Genomic DNA, 12,754 nt, shown 5'->3' with positions numbered 1-12,754 from the left:
GCGACGCGGGTGGTGCGCTTCCGGCTTCCACCCACGCCCGCCGGCGCGACTATTCCGCCCGGCGTAACCATTCTGTAGAGGACCGGCTGGCCGGACGGCTGTCCACGCCCCAGTCCGTCCACCCGCAAGACTGCCTGCCCGCCGTTCGATGCCGGGCAGGCAGTCTGCAGTGTAATACGTTGACAACGGGCGGCCCAGGGGTGCCCCGAAGGTAGAGTCCCTCGGACCCGCGGGGTGGCCCCGGGTCAGTCTATTTTCCCTGCCGCAGTCTCTCGCCGGCGCTCATCGGCGCTTCAGCCGCAGCAGGTGCAGGCTCCAGACCAACGACTTCTTGCGTTGAATCTGCCGCCCGGCCTGAGTTGTGTTGGGCTCCGCCCTTCCGGGACAAGGTTCCCTTCACCAGGGGACTTCCCGGGTGGAGGTACCGGAAGAGGAGCAGGGCTCCGACCGCTGTCACGAGCAGGTACAGGACGGTCAGAGGCAGCCAGCCCAGGGGCGGCTGCCAGTGCGGTGACGAAAACAGTGTTTGCCAGTTGGCTATTTCGCTGATGCCGACGACGTAGCGGCGCAGAACATAGACAAAGGCGAGCGTGTGGCACGCAACGATGAGCCAAAAGAAGACCCTCGAAATGCGCAATGCCAGGGGGCCGCAGGGAAACCGCAGCTTCCGCAGGCCAAGGCCCACACTGATAAACAGAACTACCACCAGGGGAAGCGTGTAGCGGCCCTGCCAGATGAATCCCATCCCGCGCCACAACGCGGTTTGCAGGAGCGCCGGGACCAGGTACAGCATGGCCAGAGCCACCCAGTAACCCGTCCAGTTCCGCAGCGGGCGGACGCAAAAGGGGACCACGAGACCTGAAATCATGAGGCCGCCCCACACAAGGGCAACCAGTTCGGGGACCGGCGTGTCCAGCCAGCCCATGGTTCCGATGTATTGCGGGAAGAAGTCGTAGGTCTGGTCAAGCATGATCATGAAGCCCCGGTAGAGGGGAGCGTCTGGGTGCGGGCTGGCAATACCCTCAGGAGCAACTCCGACGTTGGCGGGGCCGTTCGCCGCGATGTACATCCACAGCAGGCCCAGCAGGGCCCCCGGAACTGCCAGTGCTACTGCCGTAAGGACCCGCCGGTCGCTGAAGACGGTTACGACCCTGCGGAGCCGGAAGGAGCAAACCCCTACGACGAGGGCGCACAGCAGCCACACCAGCGATATTTGCCGCGCATTAGCCAGCACCACCGTTGCGGCCGCGACGGTGGCCAGGGCGGGCAACACGCGCTTGGTGCCCCGTCGGTTGTCGAGGACGACGACGAAACCTGAGAAGGCAGCCATTGTGGCGGCAATCTCCAACGAGTTGGGGTTGATGCCTCCGCCGAGGAACAGAACCATGGGCGTCATTGCAAGGGCTGCGACAAGGACGGCGTACTTTGGCCGCCTCAGCTCAGTCAAGGCTGTGAACCCAGCGGCGAAGAACACGGCGCACAGGAGCGCGCTGACCAGGCGCATGCCGTAGATTGCGGGGGCGCCGGACATGAACAGGGTAGGAAGCCCTACTATCCAGTAGTACATCGGGTTGTAGGAGCCTGCGGATGTGACACCGATGTTCGTGAACGTATCGTCCACGTAGATGGGCGCTGCGCAGTCGGCTGCCTGCGCCCTGTTGAACTTGTAGCAGCTCTGGGCATGGAGACTGGCGATGTAGTTGGGAACGCGGACGTGGACGCCATGGCCAAATGATGTTCCGTCCTCAACCAGGACCTGGCCCCGGACCACGGCTGCCGCTTTGATGGTGTGGGCCGGTTCGTCGGGGACGCCCATCAAGGGTGTTGCCAGGGACCACAGGCCAAACAGCAGGAAGAAGATCCCAGTCAGGAGCGCGAAGGTGGGAAGGGGCCGGGGAAGGGAACGCGCGCGAACACTTCTTAGGAATAAACTCACTGTCCGTCTCCAATTGCATTGACGAGGGCGCGCCCTTCGTTCACCGCCTTCTTGCTTGGCGACATGACGAAGGCGAATGCGTTCGCGTTCTTTTGTGCTTCTTCGCTGAGTGCGCTTTCAGCGAATGAGCGGGCCAGCCGGCCCATATGGTCGTCGGTGTACTCCCTGCACATGTACATGTAGATAACGGTGCCCAGGCCATAACCCGAGCGCCCATCGAGTGCTTGGGTGACTGCACTTGATGACGCGGCTACGTTACCCGTGGACACGGCGTCGACCACTGAGGATGCCTGGAGCCGCCGGGGCTTGCCGTCGAAGACGAGCTGGGCAGCGACAAACCTGTTCCCGATGATGCTTCCATCAAGGATCGAAAGGCCTCCGTTGGTGTCGTCCAGCTTGTTCGCGAGATCCAACGGGGGAGACTGGACTTGACCTTTGACACTGCCCGGCCACCTGTCTTCGGCGGGCGCGTTCCAGTCGATTCCCGCGTCCTTGAGGTACGAATTGACCGGGCGGACAGTATCCGAGGGCCCCTCCTGTACCAGAACCGTGATGGCTACGTCCGGAAGGGTGGTCTCCGGATTCAGTGCCACTATTTTGGGGTCGTTCCAGCGAGTGATGCCCCCCTGCAGGATCTGTGCCAGGGTTTTGGCGTCCAGGATGAGGTCGTTGACGCCCTTGAGCTTGACGGCTACGCCCACGGGCAGGACACCGGCAGCCAGGGACATGGCACCCTTCGATGTGCACATTCCCCGGACCGCGGAAGCCTCGGTTTCAGGGAGCGGGGCGGAACCAACAGCGAACTGTGACTGCCCGTCCTGGAACGCTTTCAGGCCTGCCGCAGACCCGTCGGGGGAGTAGCTGACGTAGGTTCCCTTCACGGAGCTGCCCCATGCGAGGCCCCACGCGCTGACAGCTCCCTGGCCGGCATTGCTTCCGATTCCGGTCAGGGCACCTTCGATTGTCCCCGGCGGCATGGTTGCGCATGCGGACAGGGGCAGGAGTGCGGACAGCACAACAGCGGCGCCGATTTTAGTTCGTCGAGAAACGGGAATCACCTATCCAGCCTAGTGGTCCAGCACTGCAAGTATGGGACACGGGCGGCGCCGCACCGGTGCAGGCCACGCTCATCCACAACTGGAAATCCGGTATAGCCGTGCGTCCGGGCCTTGCGAATCCACCAGGGTCACTCCGTTTCCCGGCGCAAGGTTGGTCAACGCCGGGTACTTTTCGGACCCTGGCAGGTCGATCAGGTAACGGGGCCCGAAGTCCAGGACGTACTGCACGTTTTTATTGCGCAGGGCGGCGCAGACGGCGGGGTTGTCCGCGGCGTCTCCGAGCTTTTGATTAATCAGTTCCGTATCAGGGTCGTCTGTTGAAAACAGGTGAGTGGTCAGGACGCGGCGGCCTGTGTACGCATAAGCGAGTGAACTCCCGTTCCACGGATTGTCAGCTATGACTGCATCGGAAGGGACGTGACCAGGGAGCCGCTGTATCAACGCCAGCTCATCGGGTGTGAGGAGCTCCGATTGTGCGTCGAAGCGGTATACGGAGGAGGCGCCATTGATGTAGTGGCTCAGCGGGCCTGCGAACGAAGCGAGGAGGGCGAAGACCACCACAGCGGCCGTGGACAGCACAGTTTTCCCATTCGCGCCTGTCCGGTCGATGGAAGCTTCCCACACCTGCCACGTCCGCGCACCGTGGCGGGAGCAGCGGGCTAAGTCCCACAGGCGCAGACCTCCGATGACGGCAAGCGGGGTCACCAGCAGGGGCAGGAGTGCAGCGAGGCGGTAAGTGTCCTGGTACCAGGTGCCGATCAGGAGGTCCCGGATGCTGCCTTTCGGAAACGACGCCGCAACGACATAGAGCCCGCCGAGTACGGCGTAGCACGCAGCCATCCAGCGCCACTTCCCCACTTTGAAGGTGGTGAGGAGACCGTAGACCGACAGGATGGAGACCACTACTGCCGGTATGGCTGATTGCATCGTGCTGGCTGTGAGTATTTCCCCGACGGCGGCGCCCGGCTTCACGGTTGGTCCCCAGTTGTCATACGGGGCAGGGCGCAGCTTCGACCACAGGACCGCGGCGACGGCGAGGATCCCCACGGTCCCGCCAAGGAACAGCCACGCGCCGGCGGGGTTCACCCGCCACATCTCCCGGCGCGGCATGATCCGCCACCACAACATGGCGAGGATCGGAAGGCCAAGCGCCACCGTGATGTTGATGGAGCTCGTGTGGGCAAATGCGAGGCCTGCCAGCGACAACACCAGTGCCGCTGCCCAGCTGGGAAGTGGTTCCGTCCGCGTCCGCCCGATGCGGACCAGTGCTGCGAGTTCGACTATCACTACCGGCATCATGCTGAGGGCCATGGCGTACGGGAACAAAGGGCCCCAGACAATCATGAGGAAGGGGAAGGCGACCTGTGTGCCGGCGACCACCGCGGTGATGATGAGGGCCGCCGGCCTGCGCGAGATGGTCTTCGTGACGAGGAACAGGCAGGACGCGGGCCAGAGGAGCACGACGATGACCAGGTTCAGGACGTTCTCGGCGGTAGGGATATCCACTGAAGCCAGCTGCACCAGGAGGGCAGCAAAAGAATGCCACGCCGCGGGATAGACCGCGTCCAGGCCCTGCACTCCCTGTATCGACGCCAGCGTCAGCGATGAGGCGTTTCCGCTGTCGATGATGAAGCGGATTGCATTGAGGTGGAAGACGTTATCGAAGACCTGCGACGGGTGGTCCGGTGACCCCACCAATTGGATGAACCGCCAGGTCATGGGCAGCGTTGCGAGTGCCAAGGCCGCGAGGGGCAGGGATTGCCTCCAGGCGGGGGCAGCCAGGCGCCACGGAATACGGCGCGTGAGAAGCAACGCTCCGGCAGCCAGGAGGGCGCTGACGAGGAGATACGGCAGGACGCTCCAGGGCACATGGAGGAACCCGCCGATGACTCCGGCAAGTCCGGCGGCTGCAGTTGAGAGCAGGGGCGCGATGCCGAGGACCCCGCCCAACCGGAACTTGAGGCATGACGCGATGGCGGCCCCGGGGACGTACAGGAGCAGGATTGCGACCGCCGAGGCCGGAAGAATGGTCAACCAGTTCACGACGGAATTTCCTCAGTCCTGTCCTGCGGCGACGGTTCCCGCAGCAGACGGATGATGGCGCGCAGCTGTATGACGGTTACCGCAACTTCGCCTACTACCAGACCCAGCGCGCCGCCCGGGCCGCCCATCAGGTGCGCCAGGATGACCATGGCCGGGAGCCCAACGATGGCTCCTGCGATGGTGCTGGAGAAGACGGTGCGCATCTGTTTTGCGGGCACCAGCCAGTGGGCACCGGTGGACGTTGTGACACAGACGAGGAGGAACGACAGACCGAACCAGAAACAGGTCCAGAAGTCGGCGGCCAACTCTGAACCGAAAAGGAGGGTGCTGACCCATGGGCCGAGAACAGCAAGGATCAGCCAGCCGGCTGCTCCCAGGACTGACAATGCCAGAAGGGAGAACTTTCTCCGCTCGGCATGGTTTGAGCCGAACTCGTTGACCCACCCCTGGAGGCTGTTTCCCAGCGCGGCCGTCGCGAGCTGTCCGATGCGGTACAGCTTCTCCGCTGACACAAACGCAGCCAGGCCGGAGGCAGAAGCGGCGAACTGCACCACAAGGACGGGGGTGGACGCGTACGCTCCTGCGGCGACCGTCACGCCGGCACCGCCCCTCAGTGCCCAGATCTCGCGGACCACTGCGCGGGGCGTCAGCCCCTCGAAGTCGGTCCGTTGGGAATGATCCTTGTTGAACCACATGGTTCCCGCGAGGCCCAGCAGCAGAAGCGCCAGTGGGTAGAGGAAGATCTGACCTGTCGCGAACAGAAGTGGGATGACGCCCAGAGTCGCCACCATACGGGGAACGACGTCGTATTTTGCGATCCTGCCAGCGTGCCCGGTGGCAATGCAGTACCAGGCCGGGGTTAGTCCTGCCGCCGCCTGGGCGCAGGCCATCAGGAAAGCAACCCAGAACTGTTCTTTGGCTCCCGTGATCGAGAGGGCGGCTGCCATAAGGGGGAGGGCGCAGACGAAGACAAATGCGCGGGTGACGAAACTGGTGGCGTAAAGCCGGCGCCGGGTTACGGCATCGCTTTCTGAGGCGACGGCGGCAGGACCTGTCAGCGGCCACCCCAGACCTATGACGATCGCGGCGATTGCCCCTACAGCCTGGCCTACGGCGAGAGAATTCCAGGCCGGCGCCCCACCCACTCTGGCGATGATGGGCAAAAGGATGAATGACGCAAGAGAGGCGAGCAGGGGCAATCCGGCGAAAGCCGCGATCCTTTTGATCATGCCGTGGTCCCGGCCGCGGTGCGTCGACTACACATAGTCATAGGCGTCCTTGCCCAGGCGGCCGTTGACGAAGACGTCCTCAACCTCCCGCTTGAACCGGGAACGTTCGTTGAGGATGGTTTCGCGGTAGCTGCCTTGTTTCGCCACTTCCTGCTCGAAGTTGGCGATGAGCTGCGGAAGCATGGCTGCAGCAGTGGCAACCTCGGTATCTCCCGGCGTGATCTTGTGTTCCCAGGGAATGGGAACGTCAGCGTAGAAGGCGCCGGATCCGCGCCGGGCCACGATGGTCAGGGCGCCGGAAAGTGTTGCCTCCCGAGGCATGCGGTCTTTACCGGGGTGGTGCCCCAGATCCAAATAAACGCCGCACTGCTGCAGGGTCGCAACAACCTCGGCACGGGTCATCCCGACGATTGGCTGCCACTCAATGGTGGATGGGCTCGCCGCCTTCACCGCATCGATAATGTGTCCGCCTTTGGCGGGGTTGTAGGTGACCAGCTGGCGGTTGCGCTTGGCGGTGGCGGTGGCCTGGAACTCCCCGGTGGGGGTGTAGTCGGAGACCAGGGATGGCACGACGTCCAACCTGGTGGCAACGAAGGCCCATGCATAAGACGACTGCACGAGGTGGATGACGTCCTTGTCCGTGCGCAGTTTTGCCGGCGTCACGCCGTTCTTCCACATCCGGGCGAAGGGGACGGCCGCTTCCTTTGCCTTTTCAAACAGGCCGGCCGTATTCCGGTACCACATGCGCTCGGCCATGAAAGTCAGCGAGTTGTCGATGCTGAGCCACCAGCACATGCGGCGGGCCTGCTTGATATGGGACATCTCGTGGACGTAGGTCTCCGGATAGACCACCACGTTTTCGGCGGAATCGATGATTTCAGGTGCTTCCGGGGCGTCGTAAATCCCGTACTGCTCCACGCGGTCGTTGCCTGCGGTGTGCGGGTGCGGGACCAGATAGGCGTCCTGCCCAAGCTCACGCAGCATATCGACGAGCTGGTGGAGGGCTTCGGGCCCTCCGGTGCGCAAGCCGCGGTGATAGAGGACGAAGATTGATCCTGAGGTGGTGGTCATGAGTTTTCTTTCGATGTTGACCGGGCAGTGCAGGGGACTGGGGAGCCGGCGCCTAGCGCAGGCGGGCTGCGAGGTCGTCGTCTATTTTGCCCATCCGCTGCCGAACGGCGTCCCGGATGCCGGCTGCAGCGGCAACCGCGTGTTTGCGCCGGTTGGGACCAAATCCGAAGCGCACAATGTTGCTTTGGATTTCCATGTAGATTCTGCGCAGCACCCAGGCCGGTTGTTTCAGCGCATACCGGCGCGCGAGTGTCAGCGAGTTCCGGGTGATGTAGTAGACCCGGAACGGCGCGTGGTAGTAGATGTAGAGCTTTTTGGCACCGATGTGCGCATGCCAGCCGAGAATCTTCATTGGCCGTGCACTGCCCAGGCTGTGCTCGAGATTGCAGCCCCGTCCTGCCAGTGCACGAAGTCCGTGCTCCCGGAGCCGGGCATTGAACTCGGAATCCACGCAATCGATGAAGAACCCTTCATCGAAGAGGCCAACTGCATCGAACGTGCGCGCACGCACCAAGGTACCGCTGGTCATGGGGTCGAAGATCTGGGGCTCATCCCGACTGCCCCATACCGGCAGGGGGATGTGGTTGTGCGACTCCGCGCACACCATGCCTACGCTGTGCGGGTCACTGGATGCTGCAACAGTGGCGAGAGCGGCACCGATGTAGTCTCCAGTGAACCTGGAGTCCTGGTCCATGGTGACAATCCACTCCGGGTTCCAGCGCTCGAGTGCTTCCTTGATTCCCGTGTTCAGGGCCCTGGCGATGCCGGAGTTGGTGCCGAGGCGCAGAACGACGGCACCTGCCTGCTCCATCTCTGCCAGTGCCTGCGATACATCGTCGCGGGAGCCGTCGTCGACAACCACGACGTGGGCGACGAAGCGCAACAGCCACTTTACGTTGGCAACATTTTCATCACCGGGGTTATAGGCCGATACGACTCCGCACACGTCGGGGTGGGGACTGGTCGGGTTCGGGCCGGGCTGGACCATCACGCCTGCCTCGCCTGCCGGGAGCGCCGTACTGCAATGTAGACGTTGCGCAGGAAGGCGATCCGTGCACGGATTATTTTTGAGGCTGAGCGGATACCGTGGGGCGTCAGGTTCTCGCCGTGAAGTCTGTGCAGGATGGTGTCTTCTTCCATGTAGACGATGGAACGGTTGACGTTGCCCACAGTGGCAAGCCACTGGTCGTGGGATTCGTTCATGTAGTGGGGGAATGGCAGTGCCTGCGCCAAAAGGTTCCGCCGGACGGCCATCGCGCAACCCCAGTGGAGCCGGTAACCGACCACGATGCCCAGGAGGTTCCGCAGGTGGTGGGTGGAATCCTTGGCCCTGAGACGGATTTCATGGAATGAGCCGGGCGCTCCGTCGAAGTGCCGGCAGTTGCTCACCACCATGTCCTTGCCGTCCAAGGCCGAGATCATGCGTTCCACCCGGCCCGGGAGCCACACGTCGTCCTGGTCCGAAAGGAAAACGAACTCTCCCCGCGCCTCCCCAAGGGCTCTTTCAAATGTTGAAACGTAGCCGCGGTTTTGTTCGGCATTGATCAGCCGGATCCGGCCATCCGGAACGGCGGCGACGATGGCAGCAGTGTTGTCCGTGGAACAGTCGTTGACGACCACGACTTCGTCGTGGGGGCCAAGTTCGGGAAGGATCGAATCGATTTGCTCGCTGATGTGGCGGGCGCCGTTGTAGGCAGCCATGCACACACTGATGCGCGGCCGTGTGGTTGTGGGCTCCAAAAGTAATTCTCCTCACTCCGGGCGGTGCCAGCGGGGCGGGCAGGACCCCAAGCAGTCTAGCAAGCCGTGCCTGACAGGCCCGACAGGGGCCGGTCAACTATAATCGTGGGGAAGCCGCCGAGTTCTTCGAGCGGAGCCCACGGAAGGAATCCCAGGTCCATGACCGTTGACGTAATGCTGCCCTACTACGGCGATGTCGATCAGATGAAGCTCGCAGCCCGAAGCGTGATGAACCAGGAAAACGAAGACTGGCGGCTCATCGTCATCGATGACGGCTACCCGGACCCCGAGCCGGAACGCTGGTTCTCGACGATTACTGACCCACGCGTTACGTACCTCAAGAACGAGAAAAACCTGGGCGCCAACGGCAACTATCGCAAGGCGCTGACCATGGTCGAGGCACCGTATGTGGTCATCATGGGCGCAGACGATGTCATGCTGCCCAACTACCTGGACGTCGTAGTGGATGCGTTCGAGACCTACCCGCATGCCAGCGTTGTCCAGCCGGGTGTCCAGGTCATTGATGAAAAGGGCATTGCCTGCATCCCCCTGGCTGATGCCGTCAAAAAGGCCTACGCCCCGAAGACCCGTGAGCGGATCGAGCTCAAGGGCGAGCAGATGGCCACGAGCCTGGTACGTGCTGACTGGGCATACTTTCCGTCGTTGGCCTGGCGGTCGGAGACCATTGTGCGGATCGGCTTCACCGACGGCCTGGACGTCGTTCAGGACCTCGCGCTGCTGCTGGACATAGCGGCCGAAGGCGGCTCCCTTGTGGTGGACCCCACGTTGTCCTTTCTGTACCGGAGGCACTCGGCGTCAGATTCTTCCGTGCGTGCCCTGGACGGACGCCGCTTTGATGAAGAGCGGCGCTTCTTTGAGGGGCAGGCAGCCCGGTTCAAGGAACTTGGCTGGAACCGCGCTGCCCGCGCTGCGTCCTTCCACACGACCTCGCGGCTGAATGCTGCATCCTTGGTGGTCAAGTCTGTGGCCATGGGCAAGGTGGACTCCCTCCCACGGCTGGCAAAGCACATCTTCGGCTGACCGGCCGCATAGGAAAGGGAGCGCCCCGCGGGGTCGCTCCCTTTTTTGTTTGGTCCGCCTGGCCAGGCCCGCGGAAATGCTCCTGCTACGCAGCGGGGCCGGTGGTTCCTTCCTGTCGCGGGTGTGACCCGACGCTCTGCTGCAGTGCCGAAAGCTCTACCTTCAACAGGGCCACCTCTTCGCAAAGAATGCGCACCTCGTCCTCGGCCTGCGACTGCTCGCGTGACAGGTGAAGGCATACCCCGACAAGGAGGACGAGGGTGGTGATGAAGAGAAGGTTCGCGGGGACCTGGATTCCGAGCAGGCCACTGGCTTGCTCAAGCAGGGCGGGAAAGGCCGCCAGCAGAAGAGTGCCGATGCCGATGACGATCCAGAGAACAGCGTATTTCTCGCGCAACTTCTGCCGTCGCAGCATTTCGAAGACGAAGAAGAGAATCGCCACGACGACGATGGAGCCCATAAGGAGGGACATGTGGATTCCTAGTTGGTGGAAGGTGTGGATTTCTTGCGCGTCAGCGCGAACAAGAGCGCCATCCCTGAGCGGCCGAGGTAGATCGCGGCCTTTATCGGGTCATGGCTGGGGGTGCCTCCCTGACGCTCCCTCATAGAAACGCCAACCTGGCGGACAGTGCAGCCTGAACGGATCGCCACGACCAATGAATCAATCGTGTCGCCCAGGTACTCGGCGGGGTAATGGTCCAGGTATTGGCGGATGGCTTTGGTGTTCGCTGCGCGGAAACCGGAGGTCACGTCGGTGAGCTTTGTCCGTGCAAGCCGGGAAATTGTCCACGCCAGGACGTTCATTGCCCACTTTCGGGGGCCGCGGACGGTGTAGTTCCCCGCCTCGGCGAAGCGGGCACCAATGGCGATATCGGCGTCGCGCAATCCGTCAAGGACTGCCTTGATGTCCCGGGGGTCATGCTGGCCATCGGCGTCCACCTGGATGACTTGCCGGTAGCCGTGCATCTGGGCATATTTGAAGCCGGTCCGCATCGCGCCGCCGACGCCCATGTTGAACGGCAATTGCACGACGGTGGCGCCGGCCGCGCGTGCCACCCGGGCGGTGTTGTCACGGGAGCCGTCGTCCACCACCAGCACATCGCATGGGGGTCCAAACTCAAGGACTTCCGCAATGGTGTTGCCGATTGCTTCCGACTCGTTCCAGGCCGGCATGATGACGAGGGTGTCGTGGCGTGCTTCGGTCATGCTGGGAATCCGCTCGTGGTCGAATTAACGTACTCGGTCAGGCGCAGCCCTGCCGGCGGTGCCTCGAAGCCTGCTGCCTTGATCTTGGAGAGGTCCAGGACACTGTTGAGCGGCCGGGGGGCGGCATCCTTCCCCTCGAAGTATTCCTTGGTGCTCACGCCCGTCACGGCGGCCCTGCTTTTGCCGGACAATTCGTACACGTCCGCGGCGATGTCCGCCCACGACTGCGGGTCGCCGTCGTTGCTCAGGTTGTAGGTGCCGTAGGGAGCGCCGGTGTCCAGCAAATGCCGGATACCTGCCGCGATGTCATCAGTGAAACTGAGGCGGCCGTACTGGTCGTTCACCACGGAAGGTTCCACTCCGCGCGAAGCGAGCGAGGCCATGGTACGGACAAAGTTGTTGCCTTCACCAATGACCCAACTCGTGCGGACGATGTAGTGCCGGGGGACCACGCTGACGACAGCGTCGCCTGCTGCTTTGGTCTGACCGTAGACACCAAGCGGTGTGAGCGCTTCAGTTTCCGCATGGACTTCCTTGGCCCCGTCGAACACGTAGTCGGAGGAGACGTGCACCAGGGTGAGGTCATGCTCAACGGCAATTCGCGCAAGCTGCGTCAACGCGGTCACGTTGGTGGCCCAGGCGGCTGCGCGCCCCTCCGAAGTCTCCGCCGCGTCAACGGCCGTGTAGGCCGCCGCATTTATAACGGTGGAGTAGTTCTTCCAGTTGCGGTCTTTGAACGCGTCCGGACTGCCGAGGTCGAACTCACTGCGCGATGCGAACTCAACGGAAGTGTCGCCGTCGTACTTTTTCCGCAGTGCCTTACCCAGCTGGCCGTTGGCGCCGATGACCAGGGTCTTCTTCGGTGGCATGGGCACGACGTCCGCGAGGCGGGGGTGCGCCTTGTCCTTGTCGGACAGTTCGGCTTCGGAGAGCGGGATGGGCCATTCGATGGCCACGGTTTCGTCCGCCAGGTTCAGGAAGGTGTACTGGCCCTGGGCGTCGGCGGACCAGTGGTCATTCACGAGGTAGGTGTAAGCCGTCGTGTCTTCAAGGGTCTGGAAAGCATTGCCGACGCCCCGCGGAATGAAAATCGCCTGGCTGGGGTCGAGTTCGGCGGTGAAGACGGCACCAAAGGTAGGCCCTTGGCGCAGATCCACCCATGCTCCAAAGATCCGTCCCGTGGCGACCGAGATGAACTTGTCCCAGGGCTCTGCGTGGATCCCCCTGGTAGTACCCGCCTTCTCGTTGAAGGAGATGTTGTTCTGGACGGGCCGGAAGTCCGGCAGGCCGAGAGCAACCATTTTTTCCCGTTGCCAGTTTTCCTTGAACCAGCCGCGGTTGTCGCCGTGGACAGGAAGGTCGTAGAGAACGACGCCGGGAATGGGCGTTTCGTGGACGGCGAGCTTTTTGGAGAACTCGATGGACATGCC

11 protein-coding genes are annotated in these 12,754 nt (G+C 62.9%); 1 reads left to right on the top strand and 10 read right to left on the bottom strand.

Annotation, left to right across the window (positions count from 1 at the left end; all coding sequences use genetic code 11):
- Positions 1-250: 250 nt before the first annotated feature.
- From LDO22_RS06545 to LDO22_RS06515, 7 genes are all read right to left on the bottom strand, one after another.
- Positions 251-1,936, bottom strand: a complete 1,686-nt coding sequence (locus LDO22_RS06545; protein WP_224026512.1) for a DUF2142 domain-containing protein — start codon at positions 1,934-1,936, stop codon at positions 251-253.
- Positions 1,933-2,913 (bottom strand): substrate-binding domain-containing protein, encoded by a 981-nt coding sequence (locus LDO22_RS06540; RefSeq protein ID WP_224026511.1) that lies wholly within the window; start codon positions 2,911-2,913, stop codon positions 1,933-1,935. Before LDO22_RS06540 ends, LDO22_RS06545 begins: the two co-directional genes overlap by 4 nt.
- Before the next feature lie 150 nt (positions 2,914-3,063).
- Entirely contained in the window at positions 3,064-5,037 is a 1,974-nt protein-coding gene (locus LDO22_RS06535; protein ID WP_224026510.1) for a DUF6541 family protein, read from the bottom strand.
- Positions 5,034-6,266: a polysaccharide biosynthesis C-terminal domain-containing protein gene (locus LDO22_RS06530; protein ID WP_224026509.1), complete on the bottom strand. Its 1,233-nt coding sequence runs from the start codon at positions 6,264-6,266 to the stop codon at positions 5,034-5,036. Before LDO22_RS06530 ends, LDO22_RS06535 begins: the two co-directional genes overlap by 4 nt.
- 27 nt (positions 6,267-6,293) lie before the next feature.
- The gene (locus LDO22_RS06525; RefSeq protein WP_159631575.1) at positions 6,294-7,337 is read right to left on the bottom strand and encodes a hypothetical protein; all 1,044 of its coding nucleotides are present in this window, start codon (positions 7,335-7,337) and stop codon (positions 6,294-6,296) included.
- A gap of 52 nt (positions 7,338-7,389) precedes the next feature.
- Complete coding sequence (locus tag LDO22_RS06520; RefSeq protein ID WP_224026508.1) at positions 7,390-8,220, bottom strand: glycosyltransferase; 831 nt, start codon at positions 8,218-8,220, stop codon at positions 7,390-7,392.
- A gap of 104 nt (positions 8,221-8,324) precedes the next feature.
- Positions 8,325-9,044: a glycosyltransferase gene (locus LDO22_RS06515; RefSeq protein WP_224027177.1), complete on the bottom strand. Its 720-nt coding sequence runs from the start codon at positions 9,042-9,044 to the stop codon at positions 8,325-8,327.
- A gap of 192 nt (positions 9,045-9,236) precedes the next feature.
- Here LDO22_RS06515 and LDO22_RS06510 point away from each other — a divergent pair, with 192 nt between their 5' ends.
- Positions 9,237-10,118 carry a glycosyltransferase family 2 protein gene (locus tag LDO22_RS06510; RefSeq protein ID WP_159631578.1) on the top strand — a complete coding sequence of 294 codons (882 nt, stop codon included), beginning with the start codon at positions 9,237-9,239 and terminating at the stop codon, positions 10,116-10,118.
- Positions 10,119-10,203: 85 nt separating this feature from the next.
- Here LDO22_RS06510 and LDO22_RS06505 read toward each other — a convergent pair whose 3' ends face one another.
- From LDO22_RS06505 to LDO22_RS06495, 3 genes are read right to left on the bottom strand one after another with little or no spacing between them, the layout of a single operon-like run.
- Positions 10,204-10,590: a DUF2304 domain-containing protein gene (locus LDO22_RS06505; RefSeq protein WP_159631579.1), complete on the bottom strand. Its 387-nt coding sequence runs from the start codon at positions 10,588-10,590 to the stop codon at positions 10,204-10,206.
- A gap of 8 nt (positions 10,591-10,598) precedes the next feature.
- The gene (locus LDO22_RS06500) at positions 10,599-11,324 is read right to left on the bottom strand and encodes a glycosyltransferase family 2 protein (protein WP_159631580.1); all 726 of its coding nucleotides are present in this window, start codon (positions 11,322-11,324) and stop codon (positions 10,599-10,601) included.
- Positions 11,321-12,751, bottom strand: coding sequence for a bifunctional dTDP-4-dehydrorhamnose 3,5-epimerase family protein/NAD(P)-dependent oxidoreductase (locus LDO22_RS06495; protein ID WP_224026507.1), 1,431 nt, complete (start codon positions 12,749-12,751; stop codon positions 11,321-11,323). Before LDO22_RS06495 ends, LDO22_RS06500 begins: the two co-directional genes overlap by 4 nt.
- Positions 12,752-12,754: the final 3 nt, after the last annotated feature.

Origin of the sequence: Arthrobacter sp. NicSoilC5, from assembly GCF_019977395.1 — a bacterium.
Lineage (GTDB): Bacteria > Actinomycetota > Actinomycetes > Actinomycetales > Micrococcaceae > Arthrobacter.
This window is presented reverse-complemented; position numbering and strand designations above follow the sequence as displayed.